Origin of the sequence: Paenibacillus sp. FSL W7-1279 (assembly GCF_037969845.1) — a bacterium.
In the GTDB taxonomy this organism is placed as follows: domain Bacteria; phylum Bacillota; class Bacilli; order Paenibacillales; family Paenibacillaceae; genus Paenibacillus_AQ.
In genome coordinates this window covers 481,609-504,282 of the sequence record NZ_CP150215.1, presented here as the reverse complement: position 1 = coordinate 504,282, position 22,674 = coordinate 481,609, and the positions used below count along the sequence as shown (strand labels likewise).

Sequence of the window (22,674 nt, the reverse complement as noted above, 5' to 3'; positions counted from 1 at the left end):
ATCAGTCCATAAGCGTTCTTAGCAATCGGAACTCTGATATATAATGGAGCAATGCCTGATAACCAAGGGTGATCTCCTTCTCGGATGGCGGTAAAGCAATACGCCGAACTTTTCCCGCCTCTTCCGACCAATCAGGACGTTTTGTGACGGGATCCAGATGGATGTAACCCTTGGTGATGCCGTGCATGCGCCCCATGAATTGGCCCATTCGCCTGTGTAAGCTCTCATCGGCATCGTTCTCCCCGACCGGACGCCCCTTGGCTTCCTCATAACAGACCGCCGTATAGTCATGATCCTCCATCCGAATCCGCTCCGCAAGATTTCCTGCCGCCGAGTAGTGCGGCCTCGCAACGCAAACGCCGTTACTCCCGAGAAACTCCACCCACTGCACCTCGCCTGCAATCTTTGCATACGGTTTATGGGACTCGTCGGTCAAGCGTACATACACGGTCTCCGCCCCCCTTCGATAAGAACAGACAAGGCTGTGTTCGGAAAAATGCGTCTGAAGTCGATCCCGCTCCAAGAGTCCGAACCTGCTTACAGCGGCGGCCATAAGTTCCCTTCTTCGTTCCATTTGCATCGCCTCCCTTCACCATCCGGTTGATCAAGCATTCAATGACCATTGATTTCTGCATATGGATAGCCGGCTCCTGCATTTAACTGCTACTACAAGAATATTTATCTTATTTCTCAGGCGATGTATAATTGTTATAACAGTTGAATAATATAATTAAGGAGGAAAACTTTATATGAGCAGGGTGAACGAAATGGAACGGAAAGTCACTAAGTTTGGCAACAGCCTGGGAATTACAATGACGGATGCCCTCAAACAGATTGGTTTAGAACTAGGCGATACAGTACAAATAGATGTTAATCAAACCGATGGTGAGATCATCATTAAAAAAGCTAACAAAGTCTCCCTACCTGACGGCATCAGCCCTGATTTCTTAGATACTTTGTCTGAGATCATGAGCGAATACGACCAGACCTTAAAAGGGTTAAAAGATCGATGAACCCTATACGTTATCTAACCTCCCAAGAGGTTATCGCCATTAACGTCGCTATGATACAGAAATATAGTGTCGGCGAGCATATCGGTGTAAAGAGCCCGCATTTGCTTGAGTCGGCTCTCCATCGGCCTAAATCGTCAGCTTTTGGAGAGGACGCCTATTTATCTATCTGGGAAAAGTCAGCTGCATTATTTGAATCACTGGGACAAAATCACCCATTTCAAAACGCCAATAAAAGAACCGCCTTCACGGCTCTTCTCCTGTTTTTACGCTATAACGGATATCGATTTATCATGGATCAAAAACAAGCAGAGAACTTCACGGTCGATATGGTTAATCACAAATTCACCTTTCAAGAACTTACGTCCCTTATTAAAGAATATTCCATTGAAATAACGTAATAAAAAGCGACCCCTGGCGATTCTCAAGCGGATCCTGCTTAATTATTTGCGAGCCTAAGGCTTTGTCCATATAAAAAGAGTGTGCAGTCTCGTAACCGCACACTCTTTATTTGATGATGTCCCCGCCTACGCTACAGTCCCAGCTTCTGCCCCCGCTCCAAGCGCTGGATCTGCTGCTCGCCCGTTACCGCCAGCTCACTGAACTGGTGGATCGTCTCACGCATCCGCGGGAGAGCCTCCTGCTTATATGTGCTGATGGAATCAAGCGCTGACAGCACATCCGTGAACGCTTGCTTCAAGGTATCGACGGAAATGCTCGTTTCCAGCGATTGCTTGTGAATCGCCGCGCCCTGATCCTTCAGCATTTTGGAAGTGGCGCTGATCAGGTTGTTCGTGGTTTCGTTCAGCAGCTCGATTTTCTTCAGGACAATCTTCTGGTTGTACAGGGCACTAGCCACCGTGACCGAGATTTTCAGCGCCGTTACCGTTACGTTTCTCGCCCGATCCACGCCGCGAATTAATTCTTTGTTGTTCCGGATGACCACTTCAATAGCCATGATCCCCTGCTGGTTCACGACCAGCATCTGCTGCAGGTCCATCACGCGCTGGCGCAGCGGAAACAGCACCTCTTCAGTAATAAACCGGATTTTATCCTCCGACTCCTGCCGTATTTTAGCCGCCTCGACCTGGGATTCGATCTCTGCGTCCATGAGCATGCCCAGCTGAATTTCCTTTTGCAGCTTTTTGGTGAGCTCGCGGAGGGTTTGCTGTTCAATCTCCAGCGTGGTGTTGTCATTCTTTAATACGGTTTTTCCTTTATCAAGAGAAATGATGATGTCCGAAATGACGGCATCCGCCTTTTGAAACTTGGCAAAATATCGGCGCAGCGGGTTAAATACCATGCCCAGGAGCCCGCTTTTCGCAAAATCCACAACGCTCGGATCCAGATCCTTCAGCTGCAGCTGCAGCTCCGTTAACCCTTTAGCCACTTGACCGCCTTCATCCCCGGTTTTCGATAATCTCCCCACCTGAACCTGCAGGAGCGCATTCTTCTCCGAGGAGGATCTCATCGTGCTGATGCCAAAGCTTTCAATGGATTGCAGCACCTGTCTTCGCTTCTCGAGCGATTCAATATCCAGCTCCATGATGGCCTGCACATTGTTAGCCGCCAGCTCCTTCAGCTGCGTGACTTCTTCCGGCTCAGGCTTCACCTGCTCCTCAATCGCCGTCTTGATCTCCTCGGGACTTATGACTTCCATCGTAAATGACAATATAACCCCTCCTCCAAGTTTCTTGTTAACTCTTATATCGCTTGTATTGATGCTACATCTGCACATTCAGCAGCTGGCTGATTTTGTATACGACATCATCGGTATCGGCGTTGATGCTGGCGGCTTCATTGATGCTGGAGATACTTTGAAGCGCCTGGATGTTCGCATTATAGCCAATCGTGTACACCGGGATTTTGTAGGCTTGGATCAGTTCCCGAATATCGTCAAGGGAGTGGCCAACGTTCGTCTCTCCGTCACTCAGCACAAAAATCAGAGGTTTCACGTCCGGATTCGCCGCCATCTCGTCCTGAAGCATCTTCATCGCCACCGCAATGCCGTCAAAGGTGGCGGTATTCCCGCTGGCTTCAAGACTGTTGATCGCCCCGACAAACATCGATTGCTGATTCAAGTCATATTTGCCGATCGGCAGATTAATCGTGACATCCGTGGAGTACGATACAAAGCCGATGCTGTTGTCCCGACCCAAATATTTCTGTCCCGTCAACAGCGATTCCTTGAGGCGGTTTAACGGCTCACCGTCCATGCTCCCCGACACATCCGCCACAAACACGGCCGCAACCGGCTTGTTGCCGTCCTTCTTCTCCTTCCACAGCTTCTGGGCGGACGGCAGCAGGCTGCTGTCAACAACTTCAAGCTCGGATTGGTAATCATTCAGACCATTGAACCCTTTTTTGTCGGCCATCTTCTGGTATTTGTCCTGCTCGACAAACGCCGCGAATTTCTTAATGATCTCCAGCTTCTCCTGCGGCAATTTCCCGAGCGCATACAAAGGACTGTCATGCCTTACGCCAAACGGGGTAAAGACATAACCGCTCTTCATATCCGCCGCGTTGACATAGGTCTGATACTCCAGAACAAAGGCATCCAGCATACCGGACTTCGCCGCATCGCGCATCTGGATCGTGGTCGAAGCCGTGAAAGGGACGTTCGCCTGGAATTTTTCGAAACCCTGTACCGCTTTTTCACTAAGCAGATCCGAGCTGTCAAACGTTTCAAGGGCCGTGATCAGAAAGTTAAGACCCGTCGAGCTGGCAAAAGGATCCGTATACCCCATCGCCAACTCATTATTCGATATCGCATCCGTCAGCGTCTTGACGTTCAAGGAGCCGTACTTCTCCACCAGCTCGTCGTATTTGGCCTTTCGGGTGACAACGCCGGTCACGTTCCCCGTGAGACGCTTGGATACTAGCTCGGCTTTGACGCCATATTCCTTAACCATCTCCCCCCACAGCTCATTGGAAGGGGTAAAAGCGTCCGGCACGTACTTCCCGGATGTTATGTAATCGGTTGCGGTTCCCGAAGCAATATTGCGGATCTTCACGGATACCGGCTGTCCGTTCACCACCGGCTTGGAGTTGTTGAACTCCGTTGCCACTTCATTCAGCCATCCGTCAATGCCCGGCCCTGCTTTCTCGGGAGAAGAGAATATTTCGACGTATAAGTCCGTTGTATTCTCAACCGAGATCGGGAATTTGGATATATCGGGCAGGGAGTCTGCTACGGCCACCGGGTCCAGATCGACTTGACCTTTTATCGGGTCCGCCGTCGTAACCATAATGTCCTTGTAGATTTTGTTGATTTTCTTAGCCGCGCCTTCCGAATCGACCTCGGCTTCGCTCTTGCCCAGGTTCGAGGTTAACGCGATCCCCGCGTACACCAGAACAAACACGACCACTGCAATGGCCACTAATACAACAAAGGCACTACCCTTGCTTCGCATAATCATCTCCCTCTCTTATTGCTTATATAGTTTGGTTTGTTTGATTAACATATCGATTTCCTTCATGCAGGGCATCTCCTCCACATCCCGGTAATCGGTGCTGCCAAGCAAGGAAATCTCCAGCAGCAGTTTATCGAGCTTGAGCATGATCTCCTCATTCGCCTCCAAATAACCGGTTACGTAAGCCAGATACTCTTGGTACAGAGCTGTTTTTTTCTGCGCCACCTTGCCGGATAGCTGGGAGGCTTTGGGCTGATCGGCCATGCGGGTGAAATCAGATGCGGCGAAGACGCCCAGCTTGTTCAGAATCCCCCGGATATTGAGATAGAATAGCTTCTCCACCTCATCGATGACCGCCATGAATTTCTTGTAACTGAGCTCCGTTTGTTCAAAACGCTGACCCAGGACATTCAGCAGCGCATTTCTCTTTTTCTCGATTCGTTCCAATTGGTCCAGGGCAAGAGCGATATCATTCTTCAGCACTTTCACGTTACGATAATGGTGAAGCGCGTCTATGTAATCCTCACGGGTCTGAATCGTTTGGATCGCCTTCGCAGCCGGAGGCTTGAATAACAAGACATAACTGCCATAAAAGAGTGCAAGAACACTGACAACCCATACGGTGATGACCAATGCCGACTGGAAGGCGCTGTCGCCGCCGATTTGGAATCCAAGCAGCCCGGGCGAGACCAGGACAATATTCACGATCGCGATAACCGCCATAAGCAGGAGCAGCTTCACGGATTTCGAGCCATTCAAGAATTAACACCTCCCCTACTCCTATAGAGCGATGACTGATTCGACCTATAACCGCCCTTTGAAACATCCGTAAAACATAGATACATAAGGATATAACACATACTACGTCTCAAATCGAAGTTAGATGCATTTTCCTCGCGCGATAGGCCTGCCGATTTTACAATCCACTCCAACTTTTGTATCCAGAACCTCACCTGGTCAAGACGTTCACACTTTCGTCGTGTGCCTTGAACGCCAGGTGCAGACGCAGAGAGTTGCTGGAAGAACAGGAGGCCGAGCTGAGGCAAGCTAGATCAGGGTAACTATAACAAAATCACATAAATAATCCAATGGTTCTGCTACAAAAGACGCAAAAAAAGTCCTTCAGGGATTGCCTGAAAGACTTCTGCTATTAATAGATGGGCAACTATCGAGCAGGCTTTAAGCTTTGCCTCGCGGCAGCTTATCCGCATACCGAGTCCGCAGTTCACCTAAATAATCCAGCTTGCGCAGCACCTTCTCCTTATTCAGCATGCCGATGCTCAGAATGAGCTGCTCGATCAGCAATAGCGGCGTCACCATGGAATGAAACTCGCCCATATCCCCCCGACTGACATAAAACGAGATTCGCGCCGGTGTTCCATAACGAAAGTCCTCCCGGTCAGTGATCATGATCGCCGCATTCTGCACGCGGCTTACGCAGTCCAGAATGACCTCCGTTTCCGGGAGCATCCGGGTGAAGCTGAAGATCAGCACGACATCCTCGCTTTCCAGGTGTGCCAGCGATTCCAGCAGTTCATGGCCGCTCCCGGCCATGATCCGCACCGACATGCCGAACCGGGATAAGCGGTACGATAACAGCTCGCCCAGCGACAGGGATGGACCTGGTGCATAGATATAGACGCGTCTTGCCGAAGCCATCAGCCCGGCTGCTTCCTCCAGCTCATCGGGATGGATCCTCTCTATCGTATCTTGCAGATGATGCTTCGCCTGCTCCAGCATTTTCACCGGCAAACTGGACGCGTCCAGCCGGGATATCGTCTTTTCCAGTTTCACCGCAGGCGTCGAATCCGAGGACTCCCGCAGCTTGAGCTTAAACGCCTTGGCATTGTCGTAACCGACGGCACGCCAAAACCGGGATACGGTCGCGATGCTGGTGCTAAGCCGATCGGCGATTTCCTGCTCGGTCATGAACAGCATCTCCTCGGGATAACGTTCGATAAAATCGGCAATTTTGAGCTGACTCGGCGAAAATCCGGATTTATCGGGAAACCAATTTTTCAATGCTGCTGCACTCCTTCTACGATCAGTCTTCTGCGTTCGGTATGAGTACATCATACGCCGTGATTGTTATGTAAATTTTATTTCATGGTAACATCTATGTAAAAAATATTACAATGCGTTGACATAGTACTCCGTTCATTTTAATAATCGCCTCCTATACTGATAACAAATCCATTTCCAAGGAGGCTTCTTTTTAATGGCAAGCAATTCACGGGTCTATACCCTAACGTCTTCGCAGAAAATGATGATTTTTGTGTTGTCCATGTCGCTGTACGGCCTATCCAACATGTTCACTGAGCTCATCCCCGCGTTCCGCCTGGGTCCGATCGAGCTTTCCGTCGAATACTTCGCGTTCATCCCCTTGACGCTCTGCATGCTGTTCCATCCTTTTTACGCGGCTGTGGGGGCTGCGCTCGGCGAGGTCATCTTCGGCGAACTCATGCTCGGACAATTCGGCGGTCTCGGTGAGCTGGAGAAGTTTCTTACCTTCTCCTTCGCCATGTACGTCGCCGGCCGTATGGTCAAAAATCCCCTCAATCGCGCCCAGGTAGGCATCGCCGCTATGTCGGGCGTCATCATCCATCAGCTGTGCAGCTCTCTGGTAGACATCGGCAAGGTCTGGATCGGCGTCGAGGAATTCGAAGCCGTACCCGGGCTTGCACAAAGCGTGGTGCTTGTCGAAGGCATCGGTTTCCTGAACGATGTGCTGTTCTCCGGCATTCTCTTCGCTCTTCTGCCTACATTATATCTGGTTCCAAGGTTGTATGGAAAAATCGAACCACTGCTCGGCATTAAACCCCGCCAGAAACTTACGAAATACGAAGCCGCCGGCATCATCTCGCCCAAGCTGATCCTGGCTGGAATCGCTTTGGCGCTGGTTGCCTTCGGAGCGGAATCCCTTTCGGAAACGGACTGGAACTTCGGCGAGTGGGACAGCGGATTTGCAGACCGGTTCGGCATCGGCGCAATCTGGATCAGCATCGGTGCAGCCGCCATCGTTGCCATTGCGGTTCTGACGTTCATGCGGGCCAGAAGAAACCGCGGACTTCAAGAAGAGAAAATGTCGGAGAACCCGCCTTATGTCTAAACCGTTCGTTCATGACAACCCGGCAATCCGAATCGCAGGCGTCACCTTCGTCTATCCCGGTTCGGAGCAGCCCGTGCTAAATGAGGCATCCCTGCATATTCGCCGCGGCAGCTTTACGGCGATCATCGGAGGAAACGGCTGCGGCAAATCCACGCTCTGCAAGCTGTTCAACGGATTGATTCCCCACTATTATTCAGGCGACTTCACAGGAACCGTTGAAATCTGCGGGGTTTCCGCCGAGAACCGGACAGTCTCCGAGCTGTCGCGGATGGTGGGGTATGTCTATCAGGATTTTGATAACCAGCTTGTCCGTCCGACGGTCATGGATGAAGCCAACTTCGCTCCGCTCAATTACGGACTCCCGGACTACCGGGCCCTGGGCGCGAGGGCACTCGATATGTGCGGATTAACCCATCTGAAGGAACGCTATATCTGGGAGCTGAGCGGCGGGCAGAAGCATCTGCTCGCCTTGGCGGGAGCCCTCTCGCTGGAACCGGACATTCTCGTGGTGGATGAGCCGGTATCCCAGCTCGATCCCCAGCACGCCAGGCAGGTGTATGATGTGCTGCGCCAATTGAATCAGGTTCATGGAAAAACCATTATCGTGATTGAGCATCATACGGAGTATATTGCCGACTACTGCGAGGAAGTGTGCCTGATGGAGCAGGGGAAAGTACTGTGGCAGCGCCCGGTAGTCCAAGCGCTGAACAGCCTTGAAGATCTGGAGCGGCTGGGCATCCAGCCGCCCCAGGTGACCAAAGCAGCGGTACAGCTGTCTGCGATTCTGCTGAATGGAGGCATGGCCCCCGACAGTCCGCAGGATGGACACTCGATAACGGTCGGCTCCGGCTCTCATTCTATGGGATTGTCCGGATATCGGCTGAAGCAGCCTTACCCTATTACGGCTGAGGAAGCAGAAGTCTATTTTGGAGAGCTTATGCACAGGCACACGGATACCCCGTTGCTGCTTGATCATACACCAACCGGCGCGAGAGCTGACGATGCTTCACCGGCTGACACAACCGTGAAGAACCCGGATTCCGACCAGCACAGTCCTCAACAGGAGCATGAAACAGAACGGCAAATGGAGCATAGCACGCTCGTATATTTTAACCGATCCGTACTGCGCTACCGAACGATTCATAAAGCAGAGCATGAAGTGCTCCGGGGCATTGATCTTCGCCTGTATGAAGGGGAGCGCATCGCGCTTGTAGGCAACAACGGCGCGGGCAAATCATCTCTTCTGAAGCTGATTGCCGGCATCGCCAAGCCTTCCGACGGCTCCGTCTCGATTATGGGTAGGAATACCAAGGATTTATCGATGGAGCAAATATCCGCTAACGTGGCATACGTCTTCCAGAATCCCGAGGATATGTTCATTGAAGATAATGTGTATAAAGAAGTGGCCTATGGCTTAAAGAGCCGCCGCCACCCGGAGGCTGAGGACAGGGTTCATCGCATGCTGACCCATTTCCGGCTTCAGCCTCTCAAGGAACGGGACGCCCGTCTCCTCAGCGGAGGCCAGCAGCGCCGCGTATCTCTAGCCATAGGAGCCGCCATGATGCCCCGGCTGATTCTGCTCGATGAGCCAACGGCCAATCTGGACATGTCCACTCGCGAGGAGCTGCTGGATACGCTGCAAGAGCTGGAGGGCCATGTCCGCACCGTTATCATCGCTACCCATGATATGCAGCTGGTTCACGAATGGGCGACAAGAGTCATCGTGTTAAATCAAGGCGTCGTGGCCGGCGACGGCACCGTCTCCGAGATCTTCGCCGATTCGGAGCTTATTTCCCGGGCCGGGCTTGCACCGACCCAAATGATGGATTTATCGACAAGGCTGGACGTCATGCCCCCAACCAGCTCGCCGGCCGAGTTTGCGCAGTATATGTACCGCATTCTGAGTGGAAAGGAGCTTCACCACCATGCAGTTAGTCCGCAACTGGTTTAACAAGATTACGATTGAACGGATTCAACTCGAGTTGATGAATACCGCCTACGGAAGCGGCCATGCCTCCCTTTCCCGGTTGGACCCTCGATGCATGCTGATCTGGTACCTGTTCTTCGCTATCGCACCCTGGTTCATCTCCAGCATCAACGTGCTGGCTGGATTGTTTATGATGATGGTGGTTACCACCGTTCTGTCGCGGGTAACGCCGTTTATTATCGTTGTGCTATGCCTGGGCTTGATCGGCCAGGTCGGCTGGCTGTTTATTGTGTCCCTCTTTTTCGGTGGGGACATCAGTTCCGCGCTGCCACTGCTGAAGCTGACCTTAAAGCTGTCGGTTGTATCGCTTGCGAGCATTACGGTCTTCTCCGGCATGGATCCCGAGAAAATCAGCGACGGCCTGCTTGCGCTCGGCATGCCTGCCGCCTTCTCGTTCAGCTTGTCATACGGTTATCGGATACTCCCCGTATTATTCGAAGAATTCCGCAATGTAATGCTCTCTTACCGATTGCGGGGAAAAGCGCCGGAACGCACCGGTTTTCTCTACTGGCGGCTCGCAGCCTATTATATAAAGCTGCTGGTGCTATCCTTCTTCCCCTTGATGCTGGCAACTGCTAAACGTTCCCGCACGACGGTAGAAGCGCTTGAGACCCGCGGGTTCTCCTACGGCATGAAGAATCCGGCCGCCAAGAAGCTGAAGCTGTCCCACCTGACCCTGTCCGCGAGGGATGTGCTGTTCCTGTCCGGTACGGCAGCATATACCGCATTATTGTTCTGGATCGGCTGACCTTACCACTGACTTATACAAGGAGTGTTTGAATATGAAAATTGATCTTCATACCCATGCCAAATTGTCCAAAGCATCCGATTTCTCTATAAATTATTATGAGGAGATGATCCGGGAGGCGCTGGACAACGGCCTTGATGCGCTCGCTCTGACCGAGCATTTCAATACGCGCCATTTTGAAGAAGTGTACCAGCAGCTTGACCGGATGTTTCCTTACAATGGCGAATACTACGATGCAGACGGATTGAAAATCTTTCCGGGCATGGAAGTGGACATTCGGGAGACCGGTCACATTCTGCTGATTGGCCGGAAGGAGTATATTCTGGAGACCCGCCGCCAGCTGGATGGATATACAGAGAAGGGCTCCTTCATTCCCTTTGATGACCTGATGGACTTAGCCGAAGCCTTCCCGCTGCTCAAGATCGGTGCCCATCCGTTCCGGGAGAGCACACCGCTCCACCATCTCACCCGCAGCCAGTTGAGCCGCCTGGACGCCTTTGATCTCAATGCCAAGGATATGTACCAATACGGCTGCGAAGCCAATCAAGATCAGGTTCAACGGTTCGCTGCCGACCTCGGAAAACCTGTTACGGCGGGAAGCGATACGCATCAATGCCTCCAATTTGGAAGCGTCTATAACGAGCTGCATATGCCTTGCGAGTCCGCCGACGAGCTTAAAAGTGCCATTATGCAAGGCGCTTACCAGCTTCATGTCTCGGACAGCCTGCCCATTAAGGTCAAAGCCTCCGTCATGCTGAAAAAGCTCATGAAGGAGATCATCCGCCTCCAATCCCCCTCTGCCGTCATCTAGGTAAAGATTGAAACTGCTCCAAAGTTAGGGTAGGAAATCCGACCATATCGACGAAAAAGGAGCCTGGTCATGTATCCATGTCCAGGCTCCTTGCGTTTCCGAAAGATTGCTATATTGCGGCTCGATCCCATGCCATTCCCGCCCGAACCGGCTCTCTAACCCCATTCCAGCGTTGCACGAATCGGCGGGATGGGCGGAATTACTGCAGTCGATCCAACAAATTCAGCATGGCTTGCGCGCTTTCCGCACGGGTGGTCTTGGCTTGAGGCGTAAACGTGCCATTGGCATGCCCCTTCATTAAGCCAAGGGCCAAAGCTTCATTCACCTCTTGAAGTGCCCATGAAGAAATTTGCTTCCTATCCTTCAGATCCGGTGCTTCTGGTGAAGGAGAGGCGTTCCCCTTGGTTCCATAAGCACGGTAGAGCATGACAGCCAGCTCCTCGCGGGTGATCGCCTCGTTCGGTGCGAACGTGCCCTTGCCTCTGCCGTTCACCAGCCCGTGCTGGTAAGCCGCCGCAACCGCCGAAGCATACCATGCATCGCCGTCCACATCCGTGAAGGCCGTGTCTTGCGTGCTTTCAAGGCCCAGGGCACGAACGAGCATTGCGGCAAATTGTGCACGAGTCAGCTGCTGACTCGGACTGAATATTGTATCGCTGGTGCCATTCACAATATGCTTGGCTGCCAGCTCATTTATCGCTTGCTCCGCCCAATGGCCAGCAAGGTCGGCAAACGATTTGTCATATTCCAACACGGCATAGTAGCTCAATTGACTGACTTCAGCCGTTAATAACCCGTTTACCAGCTTGCCGCCAGCATATTTCAATTGCCCCTGATCCGAGATGTGGTAGATGCCGGCCAGCTTGCCGTGAATGACGCTGTCGACAGGAAAAGCAATCGTTACAGGTGCTATGAAATGCTCCAGCTTATATGCCTTGCCGTCTTTTGTGCGGACGTTAAGATCTAATGCGTACATCTTGCTGCCCTGCTTCAGTTTAGCCTTCTCGACAGCAGCTGCTTTGGCTACGAGAGAGGCAGCTGTCTGCGATCCAACCTCCTCGAGCTTAAACGAAATGACTGCATCCTTAGCCTGCTCGGCCGGTACGAGCTGGCGCAGCGCTTTGAGCAGCGCGGACGGAAGCTGTACCATCACGCCGTCCTGCTTCAGTTCCAGCGGCTTCGTCCCCAGGATGTCCCCTGCCGTCAGCGGCAGGAGAACTTCGATATCCTCGGCACCGAGCTGAATTGTCACCTTCTCTTGCCCGCCACGCAGCGACTCTTCGTTAACGATCCGCTGACCCTGATTTGGCTTCGTTCCCGGATCGATTGGCGGATTGCCGCCTGCTCCCCCGCCTCCGTTTCCACTGCCGGGGTTGCTGCCGCTGCCGCCGTCATCGATCTTCGCATTCATTTTAATCACAATGGCCGTCAGAGGCTCAAGCGTCATCGAGCCGGAGGTTAACGTGAAGCCGGACTTCGCTTTGACGCCGGTCGTGCCTGCTTCATCGTTATCGACCACCACCGTGCCGGAAGTCAGATCTTCATTAAGTGTCAACGTTCTCGACTGGTTGTCGGCATTAACGAACACATAATAATCGCCGGTTCCGTCCGTCGCTTTATTCTTATAGGCGATGACCAGATCCTGCGCTTTTACTTCGGGAATCTGCAGCAGCGTCACGTTCGAATTCACCATCGACTGATCGCCAAGGCGGAATGCATCGGACGACTTTCTCAACTGTATCAGTCCGGTCGTATATTCCCGCGTTTTGTTGTTCTCCGGATATTTGGCTTCATCCGTCGCCTTCTCCCAATCGAACATGTTGATGGCATCGGAGGAATCGTAGGAGTCATGGATGAAATAACCGAAACGGTTTCCTGCCTCATCCTCTAATTCGTGGTATTTCTGCTCGGGTACCCCCGAGCCCAGCCATTGCTTGGTCCGCCCGTACTCCTGTCCTGCATGGAGGAACGCCGTTCCTTGCGAGGTCAAGGTGAGCAGGTTGCCCAGGCGAATGCGCTTATGGATCTCGAGGTCATTCGCTGCAATCGACGGATCCTTTTTGATGGACTGCGCAATGATGTCGTACAGCGGCAGATTATCATGGGCTTCAATGTATTGAACGATGTCACCCGGATCGTCTTCCTTCGTGTTGCTCGGCTGCGCCTTGATATTGTTGAAAATGGTTTGGATGTCGCGCGCGCCGCCCGTAATGAATCGTGGCTCGCCTTCATTGCCGAAGCCGGATTTCAGCTCGTTTCGGAACTCATCGGAGAAAACGCCGACGTTATCCGTTTTATCCATCCAATTCTGGTCTGCGCCCTTGCCTGCCAAGGAAGGATCCGACAGATGACCGCCGAACGTGACCCAGCCCTCGCCGATAAACAAGGCGTTCGGGTTGATGGCGGCAGCCGCATCATAAGCGTTCTGCACGGCTTCATAGGTGGCGTCGCCCATCATGTCCCAGCGCATGCCGTCGATTTTGTATTCGTCGAACCAGTATTTCACGGAGTCCACCATCAGCTTCTCGGCCATCTTGTGGTTGGTCGCCAGATTGTTGCCGAAGCCGCCGATGAAATTGCCGTTGGCGTCCTGGAACGCATAATAGTTCGGCACGATATCATTCAAGAAATCGGCCTTGGCCATATGGGTGTAGACCACGTCCAATACGACGCCCATGTCCGCCTCGTGAATGGCGTTAATCATCGCCTTCAGTTCTTTGATGCGAAGCTCGGGATCCGTTGGATCTTCGGAGTAAGCACCGTCAGGGGAGAAATAGCTGTGCGGGTCATACCCCCAGTTGTACTCATTGTCTTTGGCCGAATAATCCAGCTCCCTGTTCTTCATGGCCGCTTCGTCACCGTAATACCAAGCCATCACGGGCAGCAGCTGAACATGGGTGACGCCCAGGGACTTGATGTATTCGAGCTTCTCTTTGAATGCATCGTAGGATCCCCAAGTCGCGTTATGCAGGTCGTTCTCAATCGTCGGATCGGACGTGAAATCCCGGACGTGAATCTCCCAGATGATGGCGTCTTCCCGCTGCTCGTAGTCCGGAATGTCCGCAAAATCATATCCGACGGGATCCGTTTGACTCAAATCGACAATCGCGGCTTTGCCGACGGCATCGCCGTCCGGTCCAACTTCGCCCTTGGTGTTCACTCTGAATTGCGCCATGGATTTGGCATATGGATCCAGCACGGTTTTCGTCACGCCGTTGTTAGTCACTTCGTATTGATAAAAATATCCTCTAAAATCTTGGATACCGAGGTCTCCTGGATTCAACTGAACCGACCATACCCCTTTGTCTCCCTTTTGGAGGGCGACGTTGCCGATAAACTGCGTGGCATCATCCTTGCCGTACACATTTGCGGTGACGTCGGTCGCCGTCGGTGCCCACAGCTTAAGCTCGGCTCCTCCAGCCTGATAAGTCGCCCCGAGGTCATCGCCGTCGTAAGCGTACATCTCATCCAGCATTCTCCAGCCGGTGGAGGCGGATACGGTTTTTCCGGCGTAAGTTACGCTTAGCGGTATCTGATCCAGCTGAAATGATGCCGACACTTCGATGGTCGTGTTTCCGGTAACCTTCACGTTTTGAATGGCAACCGTATGGCCGTCCTTATCCTTAATCTGCAGCTCATTCTTCAGCATATCCGCTTCCAAACCATCGGTCATGGTAAATCCGAGCTGGAGCTTTCCGGGAGCCAATACCTCGGCAGAGACCAACCCGATAGGCACTTCCCCATACGGAGATGTGTAGACGGTGTTGTCGCCTTCTTGAATGAACAGATGCTGGTATCGGTCTACCAGGGTGAAGCCTTTGTCGCCTCCGTCTTTGCCGGCGTCTCCTTTGGCTGGATCCAGCACGAGGAAGTTAATCTTCTGGGCCCCCGGCTTCATCGGAACGTCCACGTATGCGCCATATCGGTCGGTTTGGCCTGATGGGAACATGGTAGCCCCCGTCGGCCAATCCTTCGAAGGCGCAGCGACATCGTCGCCCCATATCCACAAACCGTACGGATCGTAGTTCTGATCCTGCCGTTGATAATGAATGCGCACGGTATCCGCCGGCAGGTCAACAGGCTCAAAGCTGTATACCGTATCGGAGCCTTCCTTGAGCCATACTTCGTTCATGTCCGGCGAGGCTAGGGTGAATTTCTTGTCGCCGCCGTCTTTATTGCCGTTGAAACGATCGACAACGACGATGCCGACTTTTTGGGCGCCGTCCTTGAGCGGAATGTCGACGAAGGCCCCATAGCCGTCCTGCTGCCCGCCAGGGAATGGCGTTGCGCCAGTCGGCCAGTTGGCGGACGGGGATGCGACGTCATCGAATATCCACAGTCCGATGCTGCCATAATTCGCGTCAGCCCGGTTGTAATGGACGCGCAGATGGTTAGCCGGCACCGGCGTTTCCGGATCAGCGGGTACCGTGAAATGAGTGGCAACGCCGTGATTGGCCGCATCGTAGCTGAACGTAACCTTAACGTCCTGTGGCAGCTGAAGCTTTTCCCGATTAGCGGGGTGAACCGGACTTGCCGCGTCGCTGCCCAAAACGATTTGGTACTCATGATCCCCTTCGTAGACGTCGGCCGTCACCGTGTATACATGGTCATAATCGGAATCCTGCATGATTAATCTCGAATCCGCAGGCGACCAGTTAGCCGCTTCGCCGATGCCCGATTGGAAGCTGCCAATCACTCGGGGTAGCTTACCCGCCTCGATCGGAGCATAGTATGTAGAATCCGCGATCCGGTGCGTCCCATGATTGTAATAAAAGGTAACCTGGGAATCTTGAGCGAGCGTTATGAGGATGTTGCCATCCTTGTTTGCTCCGCTGGGATTGGAATAATGGGCGGAGCCGTAATTCTCGTCCCACTTTCCGTCGATCGCGATCTTGTATTCGTACGATCCCGCGGGCAAGCTGCCGGTGAACCTGTATTCTCCGTTCCCCATATCGTGCATGGTTGTCGCGGCAGCAGCCGGATCCCAATCCCCGCTATGGCCTAATTCGGATTGCAGAGTCCCCACCAGCGTAACCTGGCTTGGCGCGCTATTGGCATTGGCCGTTGATGGCGGAATGCCGAGCATGGAGAAAATCAGCGAAACAATCATGAAGATGGACCACGTTCGTTTGCTTGAAACCGTCATTCTCATGAAACAAATAGCCTCCTTCTGTTCTTGGATTAGGTACAGCTGATACGATGTTGATGCCACTCATTGCGCAAACGCTTGCATAAACAGGTTTGAGCTTCCATCAAGTAAAGTACGACAATTACTGACAATGGTTAGAGAATATGTTCGAAATATAAATATAGATGAAAGCGATTACAATGGAAACGTTTGCATCAATTATTGTAGTATCACGGCTCCTTCTCGTCAACTACATTTTGACCTGTTTTCACAATGAATTTTGCGGCTCAAGCGGGGATCGCAAACTTAGGATTGATTTCCCGCGAGGATTCCCATAACATTAAACATTATAATGATATAATGTTTAATGTTCGTAAAATCATGAACGCAGGGGGATTTCATATGGAATTTCGTTTTGAGGGCGCTGTTACGGATGTCATGCCAGGCATTGAGCTGCTGCTGGATGAGCTTGGCGTCGAGCTTGGGGAAAACGGCTTCCCCGTTGAGGTAGCCTTGTCCGATGGCGATCTGGAAGTCGCCAAGGACCGAGACCACGCCTATATTCGTTATGGACGAAAACATCAATTTTTCAGGGGACTCGGCTTGCTGGTTCAACATAGCCGCCAAAACGATACGTTCCACCTTCACGAACGCCAGCAATTTGACCAAATTGGCCCGATGTTCGACTTGTCCCGCAACGCCGTGCTGACCGTGGACAGCTTCAAGCTCATGCTGAACAAGATGGCCCTGATGGGGATGAACAGCGTGATGTTATACATGGAGGACACCTACCAGATCGAAGGCGAACCGTATTTCGGTTATATGCGCGGTCGCTACACGCAGGCGGAGCTGAAAGAGATAGACGATTATGCCGATCAATTCGGCATTGAGGCTTTTCCAAGCATCCAAACCTTGGCGCACCTGGAGGAGTTTCTGAAGTGGGAGCCCATCAAGCATTACCGCGATACGAAGGGTGCCCTGCTCGTCGGCAGCGAGCAGACCGATTCCCTGATTGAACGGATGATCGAGGCTGCCAGCGCTCCGTTCCGCAGCAACAAGATTCATATCGGGATGGACGAAGCGGAGGAGCTCGGACGTGGTAAATATTTGGATCACAACGGTTATGTGAGCCGTTTCGACATTATGATCGCCCATCTGGACAAAGTCCTGGCTGCCGTCCGCAAGCGCGGCCTGAAGCCGATGATGTGGAGCGACATGTTCCTGAAGCTCGCTGCCGGCGGAGGCGGCGATGCGGCGTATTACGACAAGGACACCTCGATTCCGGAGGATATGGCCCGCCGCATCCCGAAGGATGTGGACATGGTGTACTGGGATTACACCCACATGGAGCCGGAGGACTATGAGAAGCTGATCGCCAATCACCGCCCGCTGGGCTGCAACCTCGTGTTTGCCGGAGCCGTCTGGATCTTTAACACATTCGGCGTCAACTACGGGTTGTCCCTGAACGCTTCGAATGTTGCGCTTCAAGTGTGCAAGCGGGAAGGAATCCGCGAGGTATACGCCACGATGTGGGGCGACGACGGCAACGAAGGAAATCCGTTCGCGGCGCTGCTCGGTCTGCAGCTTTATGCCGAGCATGCCTACTCGGAACAGGAGCCTTCCCCGACGCAGTTGGCGGAACGGGTGAAATTCTGTACGGGCATCGACATGGAGGCGTTCCTCCTGCTGAAGGATCTGGACGAGATTCCCGGCCAGGAGCCAAACAACGCCAAGCAGAGCAACCCGTCCAAATTTTTGTTGTATCAGGATGTGCTCCTCGGGATGTTCGACAAACAGATCGAAGGCCTGGACCTCTCCAACCACTATGCCGAGCTGGAGCAAAACCTGCGCGCGAAGCGCGATAGCACGGCCGAGCTGGACTATCTGTTCGAGATGCCGGAGAAGCTGAGCGCCGTCCTCAAACGCAAGAGCGAAATCGGCATCCTGCTGAAGCAAGCCTATGATGCCAAGGACGCCGATACCTTAAGGCATATGGCCAAGAACGTGCTCCCTGCCATCTCCAAAGCCGTTCAAGAGCTGCGCATTGCCCACCGCACGCAGTGGCACCGGATGTTCAAGCCCTTTGGCTGGGAGGTCATCGACATCCGTTATGGCGGTGTCATCACCCGCCTGGACACAGCATCGTTCCGCATTCTGGAATACGTGGAAGGACGGACGGCACGGATCGAGGAGCTTGAGCAGGAACGGCTGGTGTTCAGCACGACCAACCGCGACAATCACAAGGGAGTCGGCTGGTGCAGCCATTATTACCGCATGGCTTCGCCAAACGTGTTCTACCATGTGCTGAATCCTTTTTAAGGATCAAAGCTGCTCTTCAGCTCATACCATTCATCCCAAACAAAAAGAGCCCCGGTTGCCGGGACTCTTTTTACATTTATCGCTGAGGCATAGATGATATGCTCTATTCACGCTCAGGATTCGTGACGCTGCACTTCCTCATACCAGTCTCGCACATCCCGGCTAAGCCGTTCCACGATCTCGGGGTAACGGTCCGCCAGGTTGGTTCGCTCCCCGGGATCCCTGGACAGATCAGACAGGTGAACCTGATCGGGAACCACGCGGTCGAAATCGAGCTTCCCGTTCAGCACCAGCTTCCAATCCCCTTCCCGAACAGCCAGTTGGCCTTGATACTCCCAGAACAATTGCTTATGCGGCGACGGCTCGTGCATTTGCAGCATCTCCTTCAGGCTGCTTCCGTCCAGCGCAACGCCTTGAAGCGGTCCTGCCGCCGGATCGACGCCGGCCAGATCCAAAAAGGTCGGTGCGATGTCCATCATAGCCGCCACCTCATCGCGCACTTGTCCTCCTTTCCAACCGTTCGGCCAGCTCAATATGGCAGGTTCGCGGATGCCGCCTTCGAACAGGCTTGCTTTATGCCCCCGGAAGATCCCCGCGCTTCCCCCGTAATACACGTCTTCCGTTCCGTCCAGCCAGTTCCGGCTCTCGGAGGACGGTCCGTTATCGCTGGAAAAGAAAATGACCGTATCCTCGTAACAGCCGGCTTCCTTCAAGGCCTTCACGATCTCCCCGACGCCGTCGTCCACTGCGGCAATCATGGCGGCCATGACCTGCCGATCCCAAGGCAAATGCGCAAACCGGTCCATATATTCCTGCGGCGCATGCATCGGGTAGTGCGGCGCATTGTACGACGCAAACAAAAAGAACGGAGCTTCCTGCTCCCGCGACCGCTGAATGAAATCTACCGATCGTTCCGTGATCAGCTCGGTCATGTATCGGCCGTTCTCCCAAACCTCCGTTTCGTTCTCCCATAGGTCATGCAGGGGGTTGACGCCATGGCCTTGGCCCCAATAAAAAATGTGCGAGTAAAAATCGACGCAGCCTGCCTTGAATCCGAAAAACTCATCAAATCCATGCGCATTCGGGCTGGTTTCCTCGGACAAGCCCAAATGCCATTTTCCATACAGCGCCGACCTGTACCCGGCAGGCTTAAGCGCCTTGGCCAACGTCACCTCGTCGGCAGGCAGTCCATGCGAACCGCGCTTCGCCCCCAGAATCTCGCCGACTCCCGCTCGGGCCGGGTATTTGCCCGTCAATAAAGAGGCTCGTGACGGAGAGCAGACCGGAGAATTCGAATACCAATTCGTAAAACGAATGCCTTCATCAGCCAACCCGTCCAGATGTGGGGTTCTCACCGTGTCCGAACCGTAACATCCAAGATCTCCATACCCTAAGTCATCGCAATAAATCACGATAAAATTCGGTTGTTTCATATCTCCATTCACCTCTACTATGCTCAACTTGTTCCTCATCATCGTACCTTTTGGCGGACGAATACGGAATGTTCCAGCCTTGCAATCGTTATACAATATGTTGCATCATAGCAGTAACAAAAGAAATGATCGGTATAGGTGGAAGGAGGACACATGCGTTTAACAGTGAATCAGCGGCCATCCCGGGAAGAATACTTTAATAACCCGGCTCACTTTGAGACACAACTGGGATTATGGATATTCAAATCCGGATCCCACCCCTTTTTCACCGATAAAGTCGGTCCCCGGTCCGTCGAATTTTATAGTATACATTTCGTTGCCAGCGGCAAAGTGCGGTTCGGCTGGGACGGCAGCAGTGTCTCCCTCTCGGAAGGCGACCTCTTCTGCCTCTTCCCCGGCTCGGTCTATACATATGTCAAGAACTGCGACGAGCCGTCTACCATGATCACCTGGACGGCCTTTATGGGCGAGTTGATGCCGTCCATATTGAAGCATGTCGATTTAGGTCCGGAGCGGCCCTATCGACGAAATGCCTTCAGGGACGATGCCTTGGCTGTCATCAAGGACATCCAGCGTTTGCTCCGGCAGCCCCAGCAGGACCATAGCCTTCAGCTGATGTCGCTGGGATTCCAGTTGATCCACAGCATCGATCCCAACCGGGACCAGCACCTCCCGGCTGCTTCGGACTGGCTCGAATCCGCCCCCGGGTATATGGGGCTTCATTGCACGGAGAACCTGTCCGTGGAGGACCTTGCCGCCTGGGCCGGCGTGCATCGCAGTCACTTCACCCGCGCTTTTACCCGCCGATACGGCATCTCTCCGTCCCGCTACATGCAGCAGTTGATCATGGAGAAAGCGACCCGCCTGTTAACCGCCGAGGGAACCAGCATCACGCAGACCGCTTTATCCCTGGGGTATTCGGATTTGTTTACCTTCTCCCGCGCCTTTGCCCGTTATTACGGAATGACGCCGAGCACATTCGTGAAAGCGAACCGCCCATCATCGAGAACAAGCGAATAACACGGATCCGCCAATACGATAAACAATAAAGGAATCGCCCTTATCGATCCTACAGCAACGAAAAGAGGCTATCCGATTAGGGATAGCCTCTAGCTTTTTACATTATCTTTTTTACGCTGCTACAAACGGCAGGACAACCTATTCCTCCATCAGCCCCCACAGCGTGGTAAATGCCTCACCTTCCAATTGAAAGAACACAGGTGCATTGGCATATCGTACATATTGGCCGCCTTTAAACAGTCTTAACTGGACTTCCGTCCCGTCCTGCAGCTGGATATACAGAAATTTCTGCTCGCTAGGCCCGGTCTCGTAGATCCCTTGCTCAAACAGAGGCTCTGCCGCTATCGGCTTCGCTTCATATAAAGCTTCAACGAAGGCTTGCACCGCCGTATCGTCGGCAAGCTCGCGCAGCTTATTCTCGCCCATGTTCCAGCTGTCGAAATCCTGCCATTGAACCGAAGTCATGTTCCCCAACAGATTCAGCTTGCCGATGATATCCTCGCCCTTGGCCACCGTAATCCCGTTGAGGTGCTCATACAATTCGGCGTAGACTTCCCCGTCATGCTCCATGTAGGACATGATTCTAAAATCGGCATCATATCCCTTCACCGTGAAAATATCCATTTCGCCGATCGTCGAAGCAAGCTCCGTGTAATCGTCGGCGGAGCTCCATTCCGTAATTCCCGATTTCGACCGCCCAAGCTTATCCCCACGCAGCTGCTTGGCGATGTCCGGCGTGATTTGCGTACCGGTTTGGGTGTAGATATTGCCCTGGTATACAACCAAACCGATCATGTCGGCTTTGATGTTGCTGTCCTTCGGAAGCTCGATTTTCGGAATGGTTACCGGATCGTGACCAACCTTCGCGGTCGGCGGGGTATTCTCCCCCGTCCCCTGTTGAACGACCGGGATATCGCTGTTCGCTGGCTCGTTCTCAAGATTCAATACCAGCGAAGCTACTACCACCAGCCCCAACATAACGGCCGCGGTGACGCCGGCGACCCCCATTCGGCTCATTCTGGTCGTTTGACGCTGATTTTGTTTCATTCCTTTCATAATCCGCTCCTCCAGTCCTTTGTCAGGTTCTATTCGATCTATCAATGATTTGTAGTCATTCCGATTCATCAATCGTCCTCTCCTTCCAAGTCCATGCGCAGCAGCTTCCTGCCGCGCTGAAGACGCATCTTGACCGCAGACTCGTTAATCTGCAAAATCCCGGCGATTTCCTTAACGGAATAATCCTCGTAATAAAACAGATGGATGACCGACTTATACTTGAACGGCAAACTCATGACGTTATCCATCAATGTCCGTTCCGACGGTTCGACAAAATAATCGTTCATATGCTCCATTTTGGTTACCCGCTTGCGCCACAGACTCCCTTGCATGTTCTTGCAATGGTTCGTAATCACCCGAATGAGCCAGGCTTTCTTATGCTCCTGGTCGCTGAAGTCAGGCGCTTTATATATCAATTTAATAAACGTCTCCTGAATGGCTTCTTCGACATCCTGTTTGTTCCCAAGGTACACCATCGCTATTTTAAAAAGCATATCGCCATATAATTCATAGGTTTCCGTAATATCTCCGCCCGGCCGGAGCGAATCGATCTGCATCGCCTAGACCTCCTTTTACCATTAACACAGTTATGGACGTATATCGGTCACATTTTGTTTTTAAGTTTTTCGGATTAAAAAAG

The 22,674-nt window shown here is 52.8% G+C and carries 17 protein-coding genes; 8 read left to right on the top strand and 9 right to left on the bottom strand.

Annotation, left to right across the window (positions count from 1 at the left end):
- Position 1: 1 nt before the first annotated feature.
- A complete protein-coding gene (locus MKY82_RS02085; RefSeq protein WP_339295377.1) occupies positions 2-574 on the bottom strand; it encodes a hypothetical protein in 573 nt (190 codons plus the stop codon).
- A gap of 175 nt (positions 575-749) precedes the next feature.
- On the opposite strand from MKY82_RS02085, the gene MKY82_RS02080 reads away from it, so the two are divergent.
- Both MKY82_RS02080 and MKY82_RS02075 read left to right on the top strand, forming a co-directional pair.
- Positions 750-1,013 carry an AbrB family transcriptional regulator gene (locus tag MKY82_RS02080; RefSeq protein WP_098741518.1) on the top strand — a complete coding sequence of 88 codons (264 nt, stop codon included), beginning with the start codon at positions 750-752 and terminating at the stop codon, positions 1,011-1,013.
- A complete protein-coding gene (locus tag MKY82_RS02075) occupies positions 1,010-1,411 on the top strand; it encodes a type II toxin-antitoxin system death-on-curing family toxin (RefSeq protein WP_339221143.1) in 402 nt (133 codons plus the stop codon). The genes MKY82_RS02080 and MKY82_RS02075 overlap by 4 nt, the downstream gene beginning before the upstream one ends.
- A gap of 131 nt (positions 1,412-1,542) precedes the next feature.
- On the opposite strand, the gene MKY82_RS02070 is transcribed toward MKY82_RS02075, so the two are convergent.
- The 4 genes from MKY82_RS02070 to MKY82_RS02055 form a co-directional block, all read right to left on the bottom strand.
- Positions 1,543-2,682 (bottom strand): toxic anion resistance protein, encoded by a 1,140-nt coding sequence (locus MKY82_RS02070; RefSeq protein ID WP_194540536.1) that lies wholly within the window; start codon positions 2,680-2,682, stop codon positions 1,543-1,545.
- 52 nt (positions 2,683-2,734) lie between these two features.
- A complete protein-coding gene (locus MKY82_RS02065) occupies positions 2,735-4,423 on the bottom strand; it encodes a VWA domain-containing protein (RefSeq protein WP_339221141.1) in 1,689 nt (562 codons plus the stop codon).
- Between the two features lie 15 nt (positions 4,424-4,438).
- Positions 4,439-5,182, bottom strand: coding sequence for a hypothetical protein (locus MKY82_RS02060; RefSeq protein WP_194540534.1), 744 nt, complete (start codon positions 5,180-5,182; stop codon positions 4,439-4,441).
- Positions 5,183-5,602: 420 nt separating this feature from the next.
- Positions 5,603-6,445: a MurR/RpiR family transcriptional regulator gene (locus MKY82_RS02055; RefSeq protein WP_339295376.1), complete on the bottom strand. Its 843-nt coding sequence runs from the start codon at positions 6,443-6,445 to the stop codon at positions 5,603-5,605.
- Positions 6,446-6,641: 196 nt separating this feature from the next.
- On the opposite strand from MKY82_RS02055, the gene MKY82_RS02050 reads away from it, so the two are divergent.
- From MKY82_RS02050 to MKY82_RS02035, 4 genes are read left to right on the top strand one after another with little or no spacing between them, the layout of a single operon-like run.
- Positions 6,642-7,532 carry a cell division protein FtsQ gene (locus tag MKY82_RS02050; protein WP_220686849.1) on the top strand — a complete coding sequence of 297 codons (891 nt, stop codon included), beginning with the start codon at positions 6,642-6,644 and terminating at the stop codon, positions 7,530-7,532.
- On the top strand, positions 7,525-9,483 hold the full coding sequence (locus tag MKY82_RS02045) for an ABC transporter ATP-binding protein (RefSeq protein ID WP_339295375.1): 1,959 nt from the start codon (positions 7,525-7,527) through the stop codon (positions 9,481-9,483). Before MKY82_RS02050 ends, MKY82_RS02045 begins: the two co-directional genes overlap by 8 nt.
- Entirely contained in the window at positions 9,458-10,267 is an 810-nt protein-coding gene (locus tag MKY82_RS02040; RefSeq protein ID WP_339295374.1) for an energy-coupling factor transporter transmembrane component T, read from the top strand. The genes MKY82_RS02045 and MKY82_RS02040 overlap by 26 nt, the downstream gene beginning before the upstream one ends.
- Positions 10,268-10,301: 34 nt before the next feature.
- On the top strand, positions 10,302-11,078 hold the full coding sequence (locus MKY82_RS02035; RefSeq protein WP_339295373.1) for a PHP domain-containing protein: 777 nt from the start codon (positions 10,302-10,304) through the stop codon (positions 11,076-11,078).
- Between the two features lie 199 nt (positions 11,079-11,277).
- Here the strand turns inward: MKY82_RS02035 and MKY82_RS02030 are convergent, their stop codons facing one another.
- The gene (locus tag MKY82_RS02030) at positions 11,278-16,230 is read right to left on the bottom strand and encodes a pullulanase (protein WP_339295372.1); all 4,953 of its coding nucleotides are present in this window, start codon (positions 16,228-16,230) and stop codon (positions 11,278-11,280) included.
- A 378-nt stretch (positions 16,231-16,608) separates the two neighbouring features.
- On the opposite strand from MKY82_RS02030, the gene MKY82_RS02025 reads away from it, so the two are divergent.
- The gene (locus MKY82_RS02025) at positions 16,609-18,525 is read left to right on the top strand and encodes a beta-N-acetylhexosaminidase (protein WP_339295371.1); all 1,917 of its coding nucleotides are present in this window, start codon (positions 16,609-16,611) and stop codon (positions 18,523-18,525) included.
- A 113-nt stretch (positions 18,526-18,638) separates the two neighbouring features.
- On the opposite strand, the gene MKY82_RS02020 is transcribed toward MKY82_RS02025, so the two are convergent.
- Positions 18,639-19,958 carry a sulfatase-like hydrolase/transferase gene (locus MKY82_RS02020; RefSeq protein WP_339295370.1) on the bottom strand — a complete coding sequence of 440 codons (1,320 nt, stop codon included), beginning with the start codon at positions 19,956-19,958 and terminating at the stop codon, positions 18,639-18,641.
- Positions 19,959-20,111: 153 nt separating this feature from the next.
- Between MKY82_RS02020 and MKY82_RS02015 the strand changes: the two genes are divergently transcribed.
- Positions 20,112-20,978 carry an AraC family transcriptional regulator gene (locus MKY82_RS02015; RefSeq protein WP_339295369.1) on the top strand — a complete coding sequence of 289 codons (867 nt, stop codon included), beginning with the start codon at positions 20,112-20,114 and terminating at the stop codon, positions 20,976-20,978.
- A 138-nt stretch (positions 20,979-21,116) separates the two neighbouring features.
- Here the strand turns inward: MKY82_RS02015 and MKY82_RS02010 are convergent, their stop codons facing one another.
- Positions 21,117-22,103: a hypothetical protein gene (locus tag MKY82_RS02010; protein ID WP_339295368.1), complete on the bottom strand. Its 987-nt coding sequence runs from the start codon at positions 22,101-22,103 to the stop codon at positions 21,117-21,119.
- Positions 22,103-22,591 (bottom strand): sigma-70 family RNA polymerase sigma factor, encoded by a 489-nt coding sequence (locus MKY82_RS02005; RefSeq protein WP_071219211.1) that lies wholly within the window; start codon positions 22,589-22,591, stop codon positions 22,103-22,105. The genes MKY82_RS02010 and MKY82_RS02005 overlap by 1 nt, the downstream gene beginning before the upstream one ends.
- Positions 22,592-22,674: the final 83 nt, after the last annotated feature.

What these genes read in the sequence shown, in the direction of transcription:
- MKY82_RS02085 (WP_339295377.1), bottom strand. Translation starts at nt 574, where the DNA reads ATGGAACGAAGAAGGGAACTTATGGCCGCCGCTGTAAGCAGGTTCGGA.
- MKY82_RS02080 (WP_098741518.1), top strand. Translation starts at nt 750, where the DNA reads ATGAGCAGGGTGAACGAAATGGAACGGAAAGTCACTAAGTTTGGCAAC.
- MKY82_RS02075 (WP_339221143.1), top strand. Translation starts at nt 1,010, where the DNA reads ATGAACCCTATACGTTATCTAACCTCCCAAGAGGTTATCGCCATTAAC.
- MKY82_RS02065 (WP_339221141.1), bottom strand. Translation starts at nt 4,423, where the DNA reads ATGCGAAGCAAGGGTAGTGCCTTTGTTGTATTAGTGGCCATTGCAGTG.
- MKY82_RS02050 (WP_220686849.1), top strand. Translation starts at nt 6,642, where the DNA reads ATGGCAAGCAATTCACGGGTCTATACCCTAACGTCTTCGCAGAAAATG.
- MKY82_RS02045 (WP_339295375.1), top strand. Translation starts at nt 7,525, where the DNA reads ATGTCTAAACCGTTCGTTCATGACAACCCGGCAATCCGAATCGCAGGC.
- MKY82_RS02040 (WP_339295374.1), top strand. Translation starts at nt 9,458, where the DNA reads ATGCAGTTAGTCCGCAACTGGTTTAACAAGATTACGATTGAACGGATT.
- MKY82_RS02035 (WP_339295373.1), top strand. Translation starts at nt 10,302, where the DNA reads ATGAAAATTGATCTTCATACCCATGCCAAATTGTCCAAAGCATCCGAT.
- MKY82_RS02030 (WP_339295372.1), bottom strand. Translation starts at nt 16,230, where the DNA reads ATGAGAATGACGGTTTCAAGCAAACGAACGTGGTCCATCTTCATGATT.
- MKY82_RS02025 (WP_339295371.1), top strand. Translation starts at nt 16,609, where the DNA reads ATGGAATTTCGTTTTGAGGGCGCTGTTACGGATGTCATGCCAGGCATT.
- MKY82_RS02020 (WP_339295370.1), bottom strand. Translation starts at nt 19,958, where the DNA reads ATGAAACAACCGAATTTTATCGTGATTTATTGCGATGACTTAGGGTAT.
- MKY82_RS02015 (WP_339295369.1), top strand. Translation starts at nt 20,112, where the DNA reads ATGCGTTTAACAGTGAATCAGCGGCCATCCCGGGAAGAATACTTTAAT.
- MKY82_RS02010 (WP_339295368.1), bottom strand. Translation starts at nt 22,103, where the DNA reads ATGAATCGGAATGACTACAAATCATTGATAGATCGAATAGAACCTGAC.
- MKY82_RS02005 (WP_071219211.1), bottom strand. Translation starts at nt 22,591, where the DNA reads ATGCAGATCGATTCGCTCCGGCCGGGCGGAGATATTACGGAAACCTAT.